The 17,970-nt window shown below is 62.2% G+C and carries 16 protein-coding genes; 8 read left to right on the top strand and 8 right to left on the bottom strand.

Annotation, left to right across the window (positions count from 1 at the left end):
* Positions 1-237: 237 nt before the first annotated feature.
* Genes LUB09_RS13800 through LUB09_RS13785 form a run of 4 tightly spaced genes read left to right on the top strand, consistent with a single transcriptional unit; the run spans position 238 to position 4,906 of the window.
* Positions 238-711 carry a MarR family winged helix-turn-helix transcriptional regulator gene (locus LUB09_RS13800; RefSeq protein WP_209982935.1) on the top strand — a complete coding sequence of 158 codons (474 nt, stop codon included), beginning with the start codon at positions 238-240 and terminating at the stop codon, positions 709-711.
* Entirely contained in the window at positions 708-2,159 is a 1,452-nt protein-coding gene (locus tag LUB09_RS13795) for an efflux transporter outer membrane subunit (RefSeq protein ID WP_231422824.1), read from the top strand. The genes LUB09_RS13800 and LUB09_RS13795 overlap by 4 nt, the downstream gene beginning before the upstream one ends.
* 15 nt (positions 2,160-2,174) lie before the next feature.
* The gene (locus LUB09_RS13790; protein ID WP_209982931.1) at positions 2,175-3,377 is read left to right on the top strand and encodes an HlyD family secretion protein; all 1,203 of its coding nucleotides are present in this window, start codon (positions 2,175-2,177) and stop codon (positions 3,375-3,377) included.
* The gene (locus LUB09_RS13785; RefSeq protein ID WP_231422823.1) at positions 3,377-4,906 is read left to right on the top strand and encodes a DHA2 family efflux MFS transporter permease subunit; all 1,530 of its coding nucleotides are present in this window, start codon (positions 3,377-3,379) and stop codon (positions 4,904-4,906) included. Before LUB09_RS13790 ends, LUB09_RS13785 begins: the two co-directional genes overlap by 1 nt.
* 72 nt (positions 4,907-4,978) lie before the next feature.
* Here the strand turns inward: LUB09_RS13785 and lpxH are convergent, their stop codons facing one another.
* Both lpxH and LUB09_RS13775 read right to left on the bottom strand, forming a co-directional pair.
* On the bottom strand, positions 4,979-5,728 hold the full coding sequence (gene lpxH, locus LUB09_RS13780) for a UDP-2,3-diacylglucosamine diphosphatase (protein WP_231422822.1): 750 nt from the start codon (positions 5,726-5,728) through the stop codon (positions 4,979-4,981).
* Positions 5,725-6,228 carry a peptidylprolyl isomerase gene (locus LUB09_RS13775; RefSeq protein ID WP_231422821.1) on the bottom strand — a complete coding sequence of 168 codons (504 nt, stop codon included), beginning with the start codon at positions 6,226-6,228 and terminating at the stop codon, positions 5,725-5,727. The genes lpxH and LUB09_RS13775 overlap by 4 nt, the downstream gene beginning before the upstream one ends.
* A 260-nt stretch (positions 6,229-6,488) precedes the next feature.
* On the opposite strand from LUB09_RS13775, the gene LUB09_RS13770 reads away from it, so the two are divergent.
* From LUB09_RS13770 to LUB09_RS13755, 4 genes are all read left to right on the top strand, one after another.
* Entirely contained in the window at positions 6,489-8,189 is a 1,701-nt protein-coding gene (locus LUB09_RS13770) for a glutamine--tRNA ligase/YqeY domain fusion protein (protein ID WP_209982924.1), read from the top strand.
* A 19-nt stretch (positions 8,190-8,208) separates the two neighbouring features.
* Complete coding sequence (gene cysS, locus LUB09_RS13765) at positions 8,209-9,591, top strand: cysteine--tRNA ligase (protein WP_231422820.1); 1,383 nt, start codon at positions 8,209-8,211, stop codon at positions 9,589-9,591.
* A gap of 246 nt (positions 9,592-9,837) precedes the next feature.
* Positions 9,838-11,040 carry an MFS transporter gene (locus LUB09_RS13760; protein ID WP_231422819.1) on the top strand — a complete coding sequence of 401 codons (1,203 nt, stop codon included), beginning with the start codon at positions 9,838-9,840 and terminating at the stop codon, positions 11,038-11,040.
* A gap of 85 nt (positions 11,041-11,125) precedes the next feature.
* Complete coding sequence (locus tag LUB09_RS13755) at positions 11,126-11,653, top strand: hypothetical protein (protein WP_231422818.1); 528 nt, start codon at positions 11,126-11,128, stop codon at positions 11,651-11,653.
* Between the two features lie 226 nt (positions 11,654-11,879).
* Here LUB09_RS13755 and LUB09_RS13750 read toward each other — a convergent pair whose 3' ends face one another.
* From LUB09_RS13750 to LUB09_RS13725, 6 genes are read right to left on the bottom strand one after another with little or no spacing between them, the layout of a single operon-like run.
* Positions 11,880-12,218, bottom strand: coding sequence for a Na+/H+ antiporter subunit G (locus tag LUB09_RS13750; protein WP_209982912.1), 339 nt, complete (start codon positions 12,216-12,218; stop codon positions 11,880-11,882).
* Positions 12,215-12,493 (bottom strand): K+/H+ antiporter subunit F, encoded by a 279-nt coding sequence (locus LUB09_RS13745; RefSeq protein ID WP_010209507.1) that lies wholly within the window; start codon positions 12,491-12,493, stop codon positions 12,215-12,217. The genes LUB09_RS13750 and LUB09_RS13745 overlap by 4 nt, the downstream gene beginning before the upstream one ends.
* Entirely contained in the window at positions 12,490-12,978 is a 489-nt protein-coding gene (locus LUB09_RS13740; protein ID WP_231422817.1) for a Na+/H+ antiporter subunit E, read from the bottom strand. The genes LUB09_RS13745 and LUB09_RS13740 overlap by 4 nt, the downstream gene beginning before the upstream one ends.
* On the bottom strand, positions 12,975-14,657 hold the full coding sequence (locus tag LUB09_RS13735; protein WP_231422816.1) for a monovalent cation/H+ antiporter subunit D: 1,683 nt from the start codon (positions 14,655-14,657) through the stop codon (positions 12,975-12,977). Before LUB09_RS13735 ends, LUB09_RS13740 begins: the two co-directional genes overlap by 4 nt.
* A complete protein-coding gene (locus LUB09_RS13730) occupies positions 14,654-14,998 on the bottom strand; it encodes a Na+/H+ antiporter subunit C (RefSeq protein WP_231422815.1) in 345 nt (114 codons plus the stop codon). Before LUB09_RS13730 ends, LUB09_RS13735 begins: the two co-directional genes overlap by 4 nt.
* Positions 14,998-17,919 carry a monovalent cation/H+ antiporter subunit A gene (locus tag LUB09_RS13725; RefSeq protein WP_231422814.1) on the bottom strand — a complete coding sequence of 974 codons (2,922 nt, stop codon included), beginning with the start codon at positions 17,917-17,919 and terminating at the stop codon, positions 14,998-15,000. Before LUB09_RS13725 ends, LUB09_RS13730 begins: the two co-directional genes overlap by 1 nt.
* Positions 17,920-17,970: the final 51 nt, after the last annotated feature.

Raw genomic sequence — 17,970 nt, 5'->3', positions numbered from 1 at the left:
CCATCACTCAATCAGAAACGGTGGGAGGGGGCTTGCTCCCGATAGCGGTGTATCAGTCAGCTTATCTGCGGCTGACACACCGCCATCGGACGCAAACCCCCTTTTTATGGTTGATGGCATTTCAGCCATATCTCAGCTAGATACCAAGCAAGCTAATAATTCCATTTGACATTCGCTGCCTAAGCAGTAACATCTCGTCACACATTCGCTGCCTAGGCAGTAATAAGGTGACTTCCGATGACCCATTTCACCCCTGACAGCTTTCGCCACTGTCATCTCGGCTTGTTGCTGGGACGGGCGGCGTTGCTCAAGGACCGCATCATCGACACCCATATGGAACCCCACGGCGTCACTGCCGCGCAGTTCAAGGTGTTGATCATCATTGCCCAGTTCGACGTCGACACCCCGGCCGAGCTGTGTCGCAACCTGTCGCTGGACAGCGGCTCGATGACCCGCATGCTCGACCGCCTCGAACAAAAGGGCCTGCTGGTGCGCCAGCGTTCCGAGCAGGACCGGCGCCAGGTGCGGCTGGTGCTCACCGAAGAAGGCCAGCGCCTGGCGGACATGCTGCCGCACATCGGCGCGCAGTCGATGAACGAGTTGGCCGGCGCCCTGGAGCCCGGCGAGCTGCAGACCCTGGAAAAAATCCTCAAGAAAATCCTCGTTGCAGCGGGTGACGCCATCGTCATCCAGCGGGTAGGTACAGAATGAACACACGTGCGTTATGCCTGGTGCTGGTGGCCGTGAGCATGGCCGGTTGCGCCAACTACAGCGGCCTCGACACCCAGGGTCGGCGCCTCGACGCCAACACCCTGCAAACCGGCAAGTCCCTCGCTGGGGTGACGCTCTCGAGTGCGGCCTGGCCGGCGCCCGACTGGTGGAAGAGCCTCGGCGACCCGCAGCTGGACGGCCTGATCCAGGAAGCCCTGCGCAACAGTCCGGACATGCAAGTGGCCAGCGCCCGCGCCCATCAGGCCGAAGCGGCCGCCTATGCGGCCAACGCTGCGCGCCTGCCCACCGTAGATGCCAGCGCCGGTGTGAGCCGGTCGCGGCTGGCCCGGGACCAGGACCCGCGCGGCGAGGGCGATGCCTATTCGACCGTGCGCAACATCGGCGCCAGCTTCAATTACACCTTCGACCTGTGGGGTGGCCAGCGTGCCGCCTGGGAAGCCGCGTTGGGGCAGGCCCGAGCCGCCGAAGTCGACCAGCAGGCCGCGCGTCTGACCCTCGCCGCCAACGTCGCCAAGGCCTACAGCGACCTGGGCCAGGCGCATATCGTGCGTGACCTGGCCAATGACGACCTCAAGCGCACCCGCCAGATGCTCGACCTGAGTCAGCGCCGCCTGAACTCCGGGATCGACAGCCAGTACCAGTACCAGCAAACCGAAAGCCTGGAAGCCAGTAGCCAGTCGCAACTGATCGATGCGGAAAAACAGCTGCAGAGCGCCAGAATCGCCCTCGCGGTGTTACTCGGCAAAGGTCCGGATCGTGGCAATGAACTGGCCCGTCCCGCAGTGCTGCAACCCGCCGCCGTGGCGGTGCCTTCGGTGCTGCCTGCCGAGCTGCTGGGTCGTCGCCCCGACCTGATCGCCGCGCGCTGGCGCGTCGAAGCTGCGAGCAAGGACATTGCCGCCAGCAAGACGCGCTTCTACCCCAACCTCAACCTGAGCGCGAGCGCCGGGGCCGAGTCGTTGCTGGGTGATGCGATGTTCGGTTCGGCCAGCCGCTTCTTCAACATTGCGCCGACGATCTCGCTGCCGATCTTCGACGGCGGCCGCCTGCGCGCCGACCTCGATGCGCGCGACGCCGATTACGACCTGGCCTTGGCTCAGTACAACAAAACCCTGGTGCAGGCCCTGGGCGATATCGGCAGCACGCTCGCGCAACTGCGTGACACCGCGCGGCAGATCCAGGCCCAGCAACACGCGGCGGACATCGCCCGGCAGTCCTACGACACCGGGCTGCAACGTTACAGCTCAGGCATCGGGAATTACCTGGATGTGCTGAGCATCGAGCAGCAACTGCTCCAGGCCCAACGCCAACTGGCCAGCCTGAAGGCTGCGCAGATCGATCTGTCGATTCAATTGATGCAGGCCCTGGGTGGCGGCTACAGCGCCGCAGACGTTGCGTCGACCACCCCCGCTGCACGCACGGAATAATGTGAGGTATTTGTCATGGCCACTGCCGAAAACAGCAACGCAACAGAGCAACCCAAAACCGACAGCAACCCGCGCAAACGCAGGATCATGCTGGTCGGCCTGGCGCTGATCGTCATCCTCGGCGCCCTGGGCGTGTGGGGCTGGTATGAGTTTTACGGGCGCTTCAATGAAAGCACCGACGACGCCTATGTAAACGGCAACGTGGTGGAAATCACCCCGCTGGTCACCGGCACCGTGGTCAGCATCGGCGCCGACGATGGCGACCTGGTCCACGAAGGCCAGGTGCTGATCAACTTCGACCCCAACGACGCCGCCGTCGGTTTGCAAAGTGCCCAGGCCAACCTGGCCCGCACCGTGCGCCAGGTGCGCGGCTTGTACAGCAATGTCGATGGCATGAAAGCCCAGGTCAACGCGCAGAAGGCCGACGTGCAAACCGCCCAGGACAACTACAACCGTCGCAAGACCTTGGCCCAGGGTGGGGCGATTTCCCAGGAAGAGCTGTCCCACGCCCGTGACAGCCTGACCGCCGCGAAAAATGCCCTGACCAACCTCGAGCAACAGCTCAAGACCAGCAATGCCCTGGTGGACGACACGGTGATTTCCTCCCACCCGGATGTGCAGACCGCCGCTGCGCAACTGCGCCAGGCCTACCTGAGCAATGCGCGCAGCACCTTGATCGCGCCGGTCACCGGCTATGTGGCCAAGCGCACCGTGCAACTGGGCCAGCGCGTGCAGCCCGGCACCGCGTTGATGGCGGTGATCCCGCTGAACCAGCTGTGGATCGATGCCAACTTCAAGGAAACCCAGCTGCGCGACATGCGCATCGGCCAGCCAGTGGACATCGAGTCGGATATCTATGGCAGCGACGTCAAATACAGCGGCACCGTCGACAGCCTCGGCGCCGGCACTGGCAGCGCGTTCGCCCTGCTACCGGCGCAGAACGCCACCGGCAACTGGATCAAGATCGTGCAACGGGTGCCGGTGCGCATTCATATCAACGCCGAAGAGCTGGCCCAGCATCCGCTGCGTGTGGGCTTGAGCACCGTGGTCAATGTCGACCTGCACGACAAGAGCGGTCCGGTGCTGGCGCAGCAGGCGCCGCAAAAGGCGACGTTCACCACCAATGTGTATGACCGCCAATTGGCCGAAGCCGATGCCATGATCAGTCAGTTGATCCATGACAACAGCGTCGCCGCTCCCAAGGCAGCGCAACGCTGATGAGCAATAACGCCTCCTTCACGCCGCCCAGCCTGCTGATGGCCACCATTGGCCTGTCGCTGGCGACCTTCATGCAGGTGCTCGACACCACCATCGCCAACGTGGCACTGCCGACCATCTCCGGCAACCTTGGCGTGAGTTCGGAGCAGGGCACCTGGGTGATCACCTCGTTTGCGGTGAGCAATGCGATTGCCTTGCCGCTCACCGGCTGGTTGAGCCGGCGCTTTGGCGAGGTGAAGCTGTTTTTGTGGGCGACCATGCTGTTTGTGCTGGCCTCGTTTATGTGTGGCATTTCCACCTCGATGCCCGAGCTGATCGCGTTTCGTGTGGTGCAGGGGCTGGTCGCGGGGCCGTTGTACCCGATGACCCAGACCTTGCTGATTGCGGTTTATCCACCCGCCAGGCGGGGCATGGCCCTCGCGTTACTGGCGATGGTGACGGTGGTGGCGCCGATTGCCGGGCCCATCCTTGGCGGCTGGATCACCGACAGCTACAGCTGGCCGTGGATCTTCTTTATCAACGTGCCGATTGGCGTCTTTGCGGTGATGGTGGTGCGTTCCCAGTTGAAGAAGCGTCCAGTGGAAACCAGTTACCAGCCGATGGATTACATCGGTCTGCTGAGTTTGATCGTCGGGGTCGGCGCCTTGCAGGTCATCCTCGACAAGGGCAATAACCTGGACTGGTTCGAATCGGACTTCATCATCATCGGCTCGGTGATCTCGGCGGTTGCCCTGGCGTTTTTCGTGATCTGGGAAATGACCGACAAGCACCCGGTGGTCAACCTGCGGCTGTTTGCCTACCGCAACTTTCGGATCGGCACCATCGTGTTGATCGGGGGATATGCTGCCTTCTTCGGCATCAACCTGATCCTGCCGCAGTGGTTGCAGACCCAGATGGGCTACACCGCCACCTGGGCGGGTCTGGCGGTGGCGCCGATTGGCATTCTGCCGGTGCTGATGTCGCCGTTCGTGGGCAAGTACGCGAACAAGTTCGACCTGCGTCTGCTGGCGGCGCTATCGTTCCTGGCCATGGGGTTGAGCTGTTTCATGCGTGCGGGCTTCACCAGTGAGGTGGACTTCACGCATATCGCGCTGGTGCAGTTGTTCATGGGTATTGGCGTGGCGCTGTTCTTCATGCCGACCCTGACCATCCTGATGTCCGACCTGCCACCGAGTCAGATTGCCGACGGCGCGGGGCTTGCGACCTTCCTGCGCACCCTGGGCGGCAGCTTTGCGGCCTCGCTCACCACCTGGATCTGGATTCGCCGAGCGGACCAGCACCATGCCTACATGAGCGAGAACATCAACACCTACGACCCGGCCACCCGCGATGCGCTGCAGGCGCTTGGCGGGGCAGGGCAGAAAGCCTATGCGCAACTCGACCAGGTCGTCACCAGCCAGGCGTACATGATGTCCACCGTGGATTACTTCACGCTGATGGGCTGGCTGTTCGTGGCGTTGATGTTGCTGGTGTGGCTGGCCAAGCCGCCATTCGGCGCCAAGGCCGGGCCGCAGGCTTCCGGGCACTGATCTGAGCCTGTACCGGGTCAAAAAGTGGGAGGGAGCAAGCCCCCTCCCACATTTGATTGTTGTGTTCTTGCGTCAAGCGCCTGGCAGGGCCAGCTGTGGGTTCACAAAATCAAACGCCGCCAGCGCAAACCCTTGCTCATCCACCTGCAACGCCCAGCCCTGCCTGTCCCAATCCCCCAGCACAATGCGCCTGGCCGCCTGGTCGCCAATCTGCAGCTTATGGATGGCCGGGCGGTGCGTGTGGCCGTGGACCAGGGTGCGCACGCCAAATTGCTGCATCACCTGCGGTACTTCGTCGGGGGTGACATCGACAATGTCGTTGGCCTTCATCCGCGTTTGCGCGCGGCTTTCGCTGCGCAGCTTGCGCGCCAGCTTGTGGCGTGTGCCCAGAGGCAGGTGGCGCAGGATAAACAGCACAATCGGGTTACGCAGGATGCGCCGCAGCTTCATATAGCCGAGGTCGCGGGTGCAGAGGCTGTCGCCGTGCATCAGCAGCACGGGTTCGCCGTACAATTGCACGACACTCGGGTCCTTGAGCAAGCTGGCGCCTGCGGCTTTGCAGAACGCCTTGCCGATCAGGAAATCGCGGTTGCCGTGCATGATAAAAATCGCGGTGCCGCTGTCGCTCAGTTCGCGCAGCGCGTCACAGATGGAACGCTGGAACGCGGTCATCCCATCGTCGCCAATCCAGGCTTCGAAGAAGTCCCCCAGAATGTACAACGCCTGGGCACCACGGGCGCGGCCGTGGAGCAGATCCAGAAACGCCCGGGTAATGTCCGGGCGATCCTCTTCCAGATGCAAGTCTGAAATCAGCAATATCACCCAACGATCTCGGCTTTCTCGACGATGACGTCTTCGGCTGGAACATCCTGGTGACCGGCTTTGGACGTGGTGGACACGCCTTTGATCTTGTCGACAACGTCCTGGCCTTCGGTGACTTTACCGAATACCGCGTAGCCCCAACCCTGCACGTTCTTGCCGCTGTGGTTGAGGAAGGCGTTGTCGGCGACGTTGATGAAGAACTGCGCGGAGGCCGAATGCGGCTCCATGGTACGGGCCATGGCGACGGTGTACTTGTCGTTGGAAAGGCCGTTGTCCGCTTCGTTCTGGATGCTTGGACGCTTGTCTTTCTTCTCTTTCATGCCCGGCTCGAAACCGCCGCCCTGGACCATGAAGTTGCCGATGACGCGGTGGAAAACCGTGTTTTCGTAGTGGCCGGCCTTTACGTACTCGATGAAGTTGGCGACGGTGATCGGCGCTTTCTCGGCGTTCAGCTCGATGACGATGTCACCGTGGTTGGTGGTCAGTTTGACTTGAGTCATGTTCACTACTCTTTTCAGGGAATTCGTGGGTTTGGGCGTTTGAACGCTTTACCTGTCTGGCCAAACGGCGGCCAGGGCGCGCAGTTTAGCGTGCCTTGCAGGAGTTTTGAGGTGGTTTTTTACCGCGCCTGTCATTAAAGCAGCAATTAAAGCAGCAGTTTTCGGCCGTGCCCTGTCAGGTGGTTGACCGCTTCGGCTATGATAAGCCCTTTGTTTTGTCTGGCCTCACCCGGCCACGAACCTGTCTGTTCAAGGATCCTATGAGCAAGCCCACTGTCGACCCTACCTCGAATTCCAAGGCCGGACCTGCCGTCCCGGTCAATTTCCTGCGTCCGATCATCCAGGCGGACCTCGATTCGGGCAAGCACACGCAGATCGTCACCCGCTTCCCGCCAGAGCCCAACGGCTACCTGCACATCGGTCACGCCAAGTCGATCTGCGTGAACTTCGGCCTGGCCCAGGAATTCGGCGGTGTCACGCACCTGCGTTTCGACGACACCAACCCGGCCAAGGAAGACCAGGAATACATCGACGCCATCGAAAGCGACATCAAGTGGCTGGGCTTCGAATGGTCCGGTGAAGTGCGCTATGCGTCCAAGTATTTCGACCAGTTGTTCGACTGGGCCGTCGAGCTGATCAAAGCCGGCAAGGCCTATGTAGACGACCTGAGCCCGGAACAGGCCAGGGAATACCGTGGCACCCTGACCGAGCCGGGCAAGAACAGCCCGTTCCGCGACCGTTCGGTAGAAGAGAACCTCGACTGGTTCAACCGCATGCGCGCCGGCGAGTTCCCGGACGGCGCCCGCGTGCTGCGCGCGAAGATCGACATGGCCTCGCCGAACATGAACCTGCGCGACCCGATCATGTACCGCATCCGCCACGCCCATCACCACCAGACCGGCGATACGTGGTGCATCTACCCCAACTATGACTTCACCCATGGCCAGTCCGACGCCATCGAAGGCATCACTCACTCCATCTGCACCCTGGAGTTCGAAAGCCATCGCCCGCTGTACGAATGGTTCCTGAGCAATCTGCCGGTACCGGCGCAACCGCGTCAGTACGAGTTCAGCCGCCTGAACCTGAACTACACCATCACCAGCAAGCGCAAGCTCAAGCAATTGGTGGATGAAAAGCACGTGCACGGTTGGGATGACCCGCGCATGTCTACCCTGTCGGGCTTCCGCCGTCGCGGTTACACCCCGGCGTCGATCCGCAATTTCTGCGAGATGGTCGGTACCAACCGTTCCGACGGTGTGGTCGACTTCGGCATGCTCGAGTTCAGCATCCGCCAGGACCTCGACGCAAACGCGCCGCGCGCCATGTGCGTGCTGCGGCCGTTGAAAGTCGTGATCACCAACTACCCTGAAGGCCAGGTCGAAAACCTCGAGCTGCCGCGTCACCCGCAAAAAGAAGAGCTGGGCGTGCGCAAGCTGCCGTTCGCGCGGGAAATCTACATCGACCGTGACGACTTCATGGAAGAACCACCAAAAGGCTACAAGCGCCTGGAGCCGAACGGCGAAGTGCGCCTGCGCGGCAGCTACGTGATCCGCGCCGACGAGGCAATCAAGGACGCCGATGGCAACATCGTCGAACTGCGCTGCTCGTACGACCCGGACACCCTCGGCAAGAACCCTGAAGGCCGCAAGGTCAAAGGCGTGGTGCACTGGGTGCCGGCTGCGGCCAGCATCGAGTGCGAAGTGCGTCTGTACGATCGCCTGTTCCGTTCGCCAAACCCCGAGAAGGCCGAAGACAGCGCCAGTTTCCTCGACAACATCAACCCTGACTCCCTGCAAGTGCTCACCGGTTGTCGTGCCGAACCCTCTTTGGGCGACGCACAGCCGGAAGACCGTTTCCAGTTCGAGCGCGAAGGTTACTTCTGCGCGGATATCAAGGACTCCAAACCCGGTCGGCCGGTATTCAACCGTACCGTGACCTTGCGTGATTCGTGGGGCCAGTGATTCTGTTTAAGGAACTGTCGTGCTAACGATCTACAACACACTCAGCAAGACCAAAGAAGTCTTCAAGCCGCTGGATGGCAACAAGGTGCGCATGTACGTGTGCGGCATGACCGTGTACGACTACTGCCACATCGGCCACGGCCGCAGCATGGTTGCCTTCGACCTGGTGACCCGCTGGTTGCGGTTCAGCGGCTATGACTTGACCTATGTGCGCAACATCACCGACATCGACGACAAGATCATCAAGCGCGCCAATGAAAACGGCGAGTCGTTCGACGCACTGACCGCGCGCATGATCGCCGCGATGCACGAGGACGAGGCGCGCCTCAACATCCTCAAGCCGGACATGGAACCGCGTGCCACCGATCACATCGCCGGCATGCATGCAATGATCCAGACCCTGATCGACAAGGGTTACGCCTACGCTCCGGGCAATGGCGACGTGTACTACCGCGTGGCCAAGTTCATGGGCTACGGCAAGCTGTCGCGCAAAAAGATTGAAGACCTGCGTATCGGCGCGCGCATCGAAGTCGACGAAGCCAAGCAGGACCCCCTCGACTTCGTGCTGTGGAAAGCCACCAAGCCCGGCGAGCCGAGCTGGGAATCGCCGTGGGGCGCCGGGCGTCCGGGCTGGCACATCGAATGCTCGGTGATGTCGACCTGCTGCCTGGGCGAAACCTTCGACATTCATGGCGGTGGCAGCGACCTGGAGTTCCCGCACCACGAAAACGAAATCGCCCAGAGCGAAGCCGCCACCGGCAAGACCTACGCCAATGCCTGGATGCACTGCGGCATGATCCGCATCAATGGCGAGAAGATGTCCAAGTCCTTGAACAACTTCTTCACCATTCGCGACGTGCTGGAAAAGTACCACCCGGAAGTGGTGCGTTACCTGCTGGTGTCCAGCCATTACCGCAGCGCCATCAACTACTCGGAAGACAACCTCAAGGACGCCAAAGGCGCCCTGGAGCGTTTCTACCACGCGTTGAAAGGCTTGCCCGCCGTGGCCCCGGCCGGCGGCGAAGCGTTCGTCGCGCGGTTTACTGAAGTGATGAACGACGACTTCGGTACGCCGGAAGCCTGCGCGGTGCTGTTCGAGATGGTGCGCGAGATCAATCGCCTGCGTGAGAGCGATCTCGACGCAGCGGCGGGCCTGGCGGCGCGCTTGAAAGAGCTGGCCAGTGTGCTGGGCGTGCTGCAGATGGAAGCCGATGACTTCCTGCAGGCCGGTGCCGAAGGGCGAGTGGATGCAGCGCAAGTGGATGCGCTGATCCAGGCGCGTCTGGCTGCCAGGGCTGGCAAAGACTGGGCGGAATCCGACCGTATCCGTGACCAACTGACCGCGATGGGTGTGGTGTTGGAAGACGGGAAGGGCGGGACGACGTGGCGGTTGGCCGACTGACGGTGGGTGGCCGTGCGCTGAATGAAAAACGCCCCGACTGGTTCGGGGCTTTTTTTTGATCCCTGGCGCCACGCAGCGCGGGAGCCATCAATCTCCAAGGCTAAATGGCTTGCCCGTGCTTGAACGCGGTTGGCACCTGCTATTCGCCTTGAGGGTGACATGCGGTGCGGGAAAAAAGGTAGGGTGTGGCGGTAGCTATACCGGCCCGAACGGTCGATTTTTGAAAAACCGGAATTTGGGATTGTCGTGAGTCGTTTTGAAACTGTAGGAAATACCGCTGTGCAACCTGCCTCCTGGTGGGCTGTCGGCAGCGTAGCGCTGGGCTCCTTTGCTACCGTCACAACCGAGTTTCTGCCAGTAGGTCTTCTGCCGGATATTGCCGCTGAGCTGAATGTCAGTATCAGCCATGCTGGATTAATGATGGCGGTGCCGGGTTTGCTGGCGGCCATTTCAGCCCCTTCCTGCATTGCGCTGTTCAGCCACATCGACAGAAAGCGGATTTTGCTCACGCTGCTGTCGATATTGCTGGCCTCCAACTTGATCGTGGCGCTGTCCGGGCAGTTCTGGCTGACGCTTGCCGGGCGGGTGCTGCTTGGTTTCGCGCTGGGTGGGTTCTGGACGATTGCCGGGTCATTGGGGCCACGGCTGCGGTCTGGTCGAGAGGGCGTCAGCGCAACGTCCTATATTCTCGCGGGGGTATCGCTGGGGACGGTCGCGGGGATTCCGGCCGGGACACTGTTGGGCGAAGCTTTTGGTTGGCGTTCCGCCTTTGAGGCCGCAGCGGTCATGACGCTGCTGGTCGGGGTGCTGATTCTGCTGTGTCTGCCTGTATTGCCGGGTCACCGCACGGCGGGCATGCGCCAGATGCGCTTGCTGGCGAGTGAAGGCGCGATCCTGCGCAGGTTTGTCGCCGCGCTGCTGATCTACGTCGGACACTTCGCGGCCTACACCTATCTTGCGCCTTTCGTGCATGAGCAGGCCGGCATTGCGGGGCAGACGCTGGGAGCGTTGTTATTCGCGTTTGGCCTTGCGGCTGTAGCGGGGAACCTGGTGGGTGGTGTGCTGGCCGCGCGTGGAGCGCCGCTGTCGGTATTGATCATGACCCTGCTGATGCTGGTCGCGCTGACTGCGCTGCTGCTCTTTGCCGCCAATCCGTTATTGCTCTGGCCCTCGATCCTGCTGTGGGGCTTCGGTTTCGGCATGATCCCTATCACTACGCAGATCTGGTGTTTCGATGCCTCCAATGGACGCGTCGAAGGCGTGCAGGCACTGCTGGTATGTGTGGTGAATTTATCGATTGGCGGCGGCGCGTTCATCGGAGGTCAGGTTTCCGGGTATGGCGGCTTCACTGCAGCCATCGTCACGGGCGTCGTCGGTGCGTTTTCGGCCATGGTGGTCGTGCTGTTTTCATTGTCCAGACCCAAGGCAAAACCTCTTGAGACGTTATGAAATATGGAACCTGCAACGTCAGCCTTGCCACTGAGCGAGTGGGCCTTTCGGGCCTGTCAATCAGTGAGCGGAGAAGAGCCGAAAAATGTTGAATCCAACAGTGACGGGTTTTGTAGGTGGGCAAGTACGTTATGCCTCAAATCAGTTGCATATGCACCGCAGGCCTGCCGCGTTCGAAGCAGACATTGCTGCTGTCAGGCAGATGCTGAACGAGTGGCTTCGTGTAACGCCAGACGCCAAGCTTCATATGGCGTCAGGTGTCATTGACAGGTTGAAGGTGTTTCGAGAGAGCGTAGGGGACGCGGCTTTCAAGAACAATGTTAATAAGCTGATTCATACAGTGAACGTCTACGTTCAGTCCCATACCCATCATTCTCCAGAGCCCGTGCCAGGCCTCGGTATGGGACATCGGCATGCCTTCCACAGACCTGCACTGCGTAACCCGCAGCGTTTTAATCAACACGCCCCCGCTCAGCGGGTGAGTCACCATGACTTCTACACCGCAAGGAGTAACCCTGGCCGCCGACCTGGTGTTGGTAACGAGCCCGGCAACATCTGGAGCGGTTTCAGCCCTAAAAGCGGCAATGATGAGATTCGGTCAGAAGCCCGCTGATATTTTCAGCGAAGTCAGAGCCGAGGGCGATGGCTATAGGGTGGTGATGCGGGATCACGGCGTGCCCATCAATGGGAGAATAGTGGGGCACCCCCTTGCCGTTATTAACGGACGTGAAGAGGTGTGGGGCAGGCAAGGCGGGTATCCACCTACCAAGGGTTACGCCAACGCATTGGCTTTGGTTTGAGGAGAGGCCCCCACCTGTTTGACTGTGTTTGCCTGCAGATCAGCGGCGGCTGCTCACCTCGGCCGGCACATCATCACCCGCCATGCGTTTGCGGAACAACGCCGTGCGCGCCAGCAGCAGCGTGGTGACCGGCACCGTGATCGACAGCAAAATCGGAATCAGCCAGCCGTGCAACACCGGCCCGGACTTGAGCACCGAAAAGTAGATAATCGACGCCAGCGCCACACACCAGGCGCCCAACGTCGAGGCCAACGCCGGCGGGTGCATGCGCTGGAAGAAGTCCTTCATGCGCAACAACCCCAGCGCGCCGATCAGCGCAAACACACTGCTTGACACCAGCAGCACCGCCACCACGATTTCCATCCACATCGGCATCATTCAATCACCTCCCCACGCAGCAGAAACTTGGCCAGGGCGAACGAGCCCACGAAGCCGAACAGCGCAATCAGCAGCGCCGCTTCAAAATAGGTATCACTGGCATAACGAATGCCCAACACCAGCATCATCAGCATCGCCAGGATGTACAGGTAGTCCAGCGCCAGAACGCGGTCCTGGGCCGAGGGGCCCTTGAACAGGCGGATCAGGGTCAGCACCATGGCCAGCGAGAACAGGAACAGGCTGAGCAGGATCGCATTGGAGAGCAGGGCGCTCATTCGAAGATCTCCATCAGGGGGCGCTCATAGGTGGACTTGAAGTGTTCGATAAACGGCGCTTCGTCCTCCAGGTCGAACACGTGCAACAACAGCACGCTGCGGTCCAGCGCCAGTTCCGACCAGATGGTGCCGGGCACCACGGTGGTGATCATCGACAGCGCAGCGAGGCCGTTTGGGCTGCGCAGGTCCAGGGGGATCCTGACAAAGCGCGAGCGCGGTGGACGCGCGCCGCACACCAGCACGCCCCAGGCCACTTGCAGGTTGGACACAATCACATCGCGGCCCACCAGGAAAAACAGGCGGATGATCACGCCAGGGCGGCGCAGGCTGATCGGCTGCGGACGCAGCGGCGCCATCATCAGCGGGGCGAGAAACCCCAGCAGCGCGCCGAGCAACAGATTGCCGGGGCTCACCGACAGGTTGAGCACCAGCCACAGCACCCACAGTGCCAATGACAGCCACGGCGCAGGCAGCAAGCGCTTCATGGTTGCACCTCCAGGGCGGCGGCCTTGCCTTCGGGGCTCGGCACCGGGCGCGTGGCCATTACCGCCATCACGTAGCTCTCCGGGTTGTTCAGGCTTTTGGCGGTCGCCAGGGTATAGCGCATCAACGGCTCGGCCTTGAAGGTCAGCGCAATGCACAGGCCCAGCAGCAGGAAGATCGGCACGCACTCATAGCGGCGCAGCAGCGGCGACGGGCGCTCTTCCGGGGTCCAGAAGCGCTGGGTGCCCAGGCGCGCAAAGGCAATCAACGAGGCCAGGCCCGAGAGGATCAACAGGGCCACCAGGCCCCAGGCGGCCGGACGGATCGGCTCATTGACCGCATTGCCCAGGCCCAACGGATTGACCAGCGCACTCAACAGGCTGAGCTTGCCGATAAACCCGGACAGCGGCGGCATGCCGATAATCAGCAGCGCACAGGCGACAAAGCTCAGGCCGAGGAACGCCATCGTCCACGGAATCACCTGGCCGACCACGGCTTTCTGTTCGTCATCGAGGTTGACGCCGGGGCGCGGATGCAAGGATTCCATGGCCTTGGGCAGTGCGTCGATTTCTTCATCCAGCGGCAGGTCATTGGCCGAGCGCGAGCGCTCGATCAGCTCCGCCAGCAGGAACAGCGCACTCAAGGCCAGGGTGGAACTCACCAGATAGAACAGCGCGCCAGCCGTCAGGCTGGGCTGGGCAAAACCCACCGACGACAGCAGGATGCCGGCCGACACCAGAATGCTCAGGCTGGCCATGCGCTCCAGCCGTTGCGCCGCCAGCATCGCCAGCGCCGCGCAGACGATGGTCGCCATGCCGCCGTACACCAGCCAGTCGCCGCCGAACAGCGCTGACGCACCGGCCTGACCGGAGAACAGCAGGGTCCACAGGCGCAGCACGGTGTACACGCCGACCTTGGTCATGATCGCGAACATCGCCGCCACCGGTGCACTGGCCGACGAGTAGGCCGGCGCCAGCCAGAAGTTCAGCGGCCACATGCCGGCCTTGGCCAGGAACGCCGTGGCGAGGATCGCGGTACCGGCGTGCAACAAGCCACGGTCAGCCTCCGGCACCAGCGGGATTTTCAGCGCCAGGTCGGCGAAGTTCAACGTGCCGGTCACGCCGTAGATCATCGCTGCGCCAATCAGAAACAGCGACGAGGCCAGCAGGTTGATCGCAATGTAGTGCAGCCCCGACGACACCCGCGCGCGGCCGGAACCGTGCAGCATCAGGCCGTAGGACGCGGCCAGCAGCACCTCGAAGAAGACGAACAGGTTGAACAGGTCGGCGGTTAGAAACGCGCCGTACAGGCCCATCAACTGGATTTGGAACAGCGCGTGGAAACTGGTGCCGGCACGGTCCCAGCGGGCCATGGCGAACATCAGTGCGCTCACGCCAATGATCCCGGTCAGCACCAGCATCAGCGCCGACAGTTGATCCACCACCAGCACGATGCCGAACGGCACCTGCCAGTTGCCCGGCAGGTACACGCCAATGGAGCCCGGGTCACCCTGTTGCGTCCAGTACAGCAGCAGAGCCGCCACGCCGACGCCGAGCAGGCTCGACAGCAGGTTGATCTTGGCCTTCAGCGGGCGGCGCTTCTCGCCCAGCATGAGCATCAGCCCCGCCGTGAGCAACGGCAGCAGAATCGGTGCGACGATCAGTTGATTGACCCAATTCATTCCTTGTGCTCCCGGCCGTCGACATGGTCAGTGCCGGTCAGGCCCCGAGACGCCAGCAACACCACCAGGAACAGCGCGGTCATGGCGAAGCTGATCACGATGGCCGTGAGTACCAGCGCCTGGGGCAGGGGATCGGTGTAGTTGAGCAGGTCCTGGGGCACGCCGTCCTTGATGATCGGCTCCTTGCCGATAAACAGGCTGCCCATGCTGAAGATGAACAGGTTGACCCCGTATGACAGCAGGCACAGGCCCATCACCACCTGGAAGGTCCGTGGCCGCAGGATCAACCAGACGCCCGAGGCCGCCAGCACCCCAATGGCAATTGCAATGACTTCTTCCATCAGGCGGCTCCTTGTGTTGCGGCAACCACTTTGGCCTGGTTGCTGGGTTTATGGGCGCGCACCGATTGGTGACCCAGGGCGGTGAGCATCAGCAGGGTCGAACCGACCACCATGGCGTACACGCCAACATCGAAGAACAGCGCGCTGGCGACGTGAATATCGCCCAGCACCGGCAGGCTCAAATGCCAGGTGTGGGTGGTGAGGAACGGGTAACCGGCAAACAACGCGCCCAGCCCGGTGAGGGTGGCCGAGAGCAGCCCGAAGCCCATCCAGCGCATTGGCCGCAGGTTCATCTGCGCCTCCACCCACTGGGTGCCGGCCACCATGTATTGCAGGATAAACGCCACCGACATCACCAGGCCTGCGACAAAGCCGCCGCCTGGCTGGTTGTGCCCGCGCATGAACAGGTAGAACGACACCACCATCGCAATCGGCAGCAGCAGGCGCACCAGCACCGCTGGCACCATCATGAAGCCCAGTGCGGTGTCGCTCGCCTGGCGCGGGTTGACCAGGTCAGTGGCCACGTCCGGCGCCAGCTGACGCTGTTGCGTGGGCAGTTGCATGCTTTCCTTCGAGGGGCGGAAGCGTCGCAGCAGCGCGTATACGGTGAGCGCCACGGCGCCGAGCACGGTGATTTCGCCCAGGGTGTCGAAGCCACGGAAGTCCACCAGCATCACGTTGACTACATTGCTGCCGCCGCCTTCGGGCAGGGCACGGCTCAGGTAGAACGAGGAGATATCGTTGGGCGTCTGGCGGGTCAGCATCGCGTAGGACAACAGCGCCATGCCGCCGCCCACCGCGCTGGACAGCAGGAAGTCGCGCAGGCGTCGGATGCGCGCCTTGCGCAGCGTGCTCGGCAGCGGCGAGACCTCTTCGATCCGCCTTGGCAACCAGCGCAGGCCGAGCAGGATCAGCACGGTGGTCACCACTTCGACCACCAGTTGGGTGAGTGCCAGGTCCGGTGCCGAGAACCACACGAAGGTGATGCAGGTCATCAGGCCGCACACGCTGACCATGGTCAGGGCTGCGAGTCGGTGGTACTTGGCTTGCCAGGCGGCGCCCAGGGCGCAGGTGATGGCCAGTACCCACAGGGTCACGAACACCACCGAGCCAGGGATCTTCGGCCGGTCGCCCCAGGTGAGGCCGCTGCCCAGCATGGGGATCATGGCGCCGATCACCGCCACCAGCACCAGCAGGAACAGCTGGGTCTGCAGGCGCTTGGTGCTCAGGCGTTTTTCGATTTTGCGCACGCCGCGCATCATCACCACCAGGCTGCGCTCGAAGCCGCGCTTGCCGTTGAAGTAGCTGATCAGCGGCGGGTACTTGAAGCGCCCGCGCTTGAGTTGCTTGCGCAGCATCAGGTACAGCACCACACCGCCGGACATCGCCACCAGGCTCATGATCATCGGCGCGTTCCAGCCGTGCCAGATCGCCAGGCTGTACTCGGGCAACACGCCGCCCACCACCGGCAGCGCCGCCGCCGCGAGGAGCGGGCCGACCACCTGGGCCGGGAAGATCCCCACCAGCAGGCAGGTGAACACCAGCAGCTCGACCGGCGCGCGCATCCAGCGCGGCGGCTCGTGGGGTGTGTGGGGCAGGTCGGTCGCCGGCGGGCCGAAGAACACGTCAACGGTAAAGCGCAACGCGTAGGCCACACTGAACGTGCCGGCAATGGTCGCGATCAGCGGCAGGGCGATTTCCACCCATTCTGTGGACGAGATAAACACGGTTTCGGCGAAAAACATCTCTTTGGACAGAAAGCCATTGAGCAACGGCACGCCGGCCATGGACGCACTGGCCACCATCGCCAGGGTCGCGGTAAACGGAATCAGGCGCACCAGGCCGCTGAGCTTGCGGATATCCCGCGTGCCGCTTTCGTGGTCGATGATGCCCGCCGCCATGAACAGCGAGGCCTTGAAGGTGGCGTGGTTGAGGATATGAAAGACGGCGGCGACCGCCGCCAGCGGGCTGTTGAGGCCCAGCAGCAGGGTGATCAGCCCGAGGTGGCTGATGGTGGAATAGGCCAGCAGGCCCTTGAGATCGTTTTGAAACATGGCGCAGTAAGCGCCGAGTACCAGGGTAATGGCGCCGGCACCGCCGACGATCCAGAACCATTCTTCGCTGCCCGACAGCGACGGCCACAGACGGGCCAGCAGGAACACGCCGGCCTTCACCATCGTCGCCGAGTGCAGGTACGCAGAAACCGGTGTAGGCGCCGCCATCGCGTGGGGTAGCCAGAAATGGAAAGGGAACTGCGCACTTTTGCTCAGCGCGCCCACCAGCACCAGAGCCAGCATCACCGGGTACAGCGAGTGCGCGCGAATCTGATCGCCCGCCGCCAGCACCTGATCCAGGTCGTAGCTGCCGACGATATGCCCCAGCAGCATCACCCCGGCCAGCAGGCACAGGCCGCCGGCACCGGTGACCATCAACGCCATGTAAGCGCCGCGTCGCGCATCGGCGCGGTGGTGCCAGTAGCCGATCAGCAGGAACGAGAACAGGCTGGTCAGCTCCCAGAAAAACACGATCTGGATCAGGTTGCCGGAGATCACCAGCCCGAGCATGGCGCCCATGAAGGCCAGGAAAAACGCAAAGAAACGCGGCACCGGGTCATCCGGCGACATGTAGTAGCGCGCATACAGCGACACCAGCGTACCGATGCCGAGCACCAGCATCGAAAACAGCCAGGCAAAGCCGTCCATGCGCAGCACGAAGTTCAGGCCGAGGCTGGGCAGCCACGTGAATTCCTCGCGGATCACGCCACCGTAGGCGATCTGAGGGTAAAGCAGGGCGACCTGAACCGTTCCGACCAGCGCCACAAGGCCTGCCAGCAGCGATTCGGTATTACGTGCATTGTGCGGCAGCAAGGCCGCCAGACAGCTGCCAATAAATGGCAGAAGCAGTAGAACTATCAGGGACATAGGCTTCTAATCTGCGGGAGTTTGGGATGCATCATACGTGCCGCTTTCTCG

It is taken from the genome of Pseudomonas sp. Leaf59, assembly GCF_920984685.1.
Taxonomy (GTDB): domain Bacteria; phylum Pseudomonadota; class Gammaproteobacteria; order Pseudomonadales; family Pseudomonadaceae; genus Aquipseudomonas.
The sequence above is the reverse complement of the archived record's forward strand: the minus strand, read 5'-3'. Positions and strand labels throughout refer to the sequence as shown.

Bases quoted from the DNA above. Each gene is read 5' to 3' on its own strand.
- LUB09_RS13800 (WP_209982935.1), top strand. From the start codon at position 238: ATGACCCATTTCACCCCTGACAGCTTTCGCCACTGTCATCTCGGCTTG.
- LUB09_RS13795 (WP_231422824.1), top strand. From the start codon at position 708: ATGAACACACGTGCGTTATGCCTGGTGCTGGTGGCCGTGAGCATGGCC.
- LUB09_RS13790 (WP_209982931.1), top strand. From the start codon at position 2,175: ATGGCCACTGCCGAAAACAGCAACGCAACAGAGCAACCCAAAACCGAC.
- LUB09_RS13785 (WP_231422823.1), top strand. From the start codon at position 3,377: ATGAGCAATAACGCCTCCTTCACGCCGCCCAGCCTGCTGATGGCCACC.
- LUB09_RS13775 (WP_231422821.1), bottom strand. From the start codon at position 6,228: ATGACTCAAGTCAAACTGACCACCAACCACGGTGACATCGTCATCGAG.
- LUB09_RS13770 (WP_209982924.1), top strand. From the start codon at position 6,489: ATGAGCAAGCCCACTGTCGACCCTACCTCGAATTCCAAGGCCGGACCT.
- LUB09_RS13755 (WP_231422818.1), top strand. From the start codon at position 11,126: ATGTTGAATCCAACAGTGACGGGTTTTGTAGGTGGGCAAGTACGTTAT.
- LUB09_RS13750 (WP_209982912.1), bottom strand. From the start codon at position 12,218: ATGATGCCGATGTGGATGGAAATCGTGGTGGCGGTGCTGCTGGTGTCA.
- LUB09_RS13745 (WP_010209507.1), bottom strand. From the start codon at position 12,493: ATGAGCGCCCTGCTCTCCAATGCGATCCTGCTCAGCCTGTTCCTGTTC.
- LUB09_RS13740 (WP_231422817.1), bottom strand. From the start codon at position 12,978: ATGAAGCGCTTGCTGCCTGCGCCGTGGCTGTCATTGGCACTGTGGGTG.
- LUB09_RS13735 (WP_231422816.1), bottom strand. From the start codon at position 14,657: ATGAATTGGGTCAATCAACTGATCGTCGCACCGATTCTGCTGCCGTTG.
- LUB09_RS13730 (WP_231422815.1), bottom strand. From the start codon at position 14,998: ATGGAAGAAGTCATTGCAATTGCCATTGGGGTGCTGGCGGCCTCGGGC.
- LUB09_RS13725 (WP_231422814.1), bottom strand. From the start codon at position 17,919: ATGTCCCTGATAGTTCTACTGCTTCTGCCATTTATTGGCAGCTGTCTG.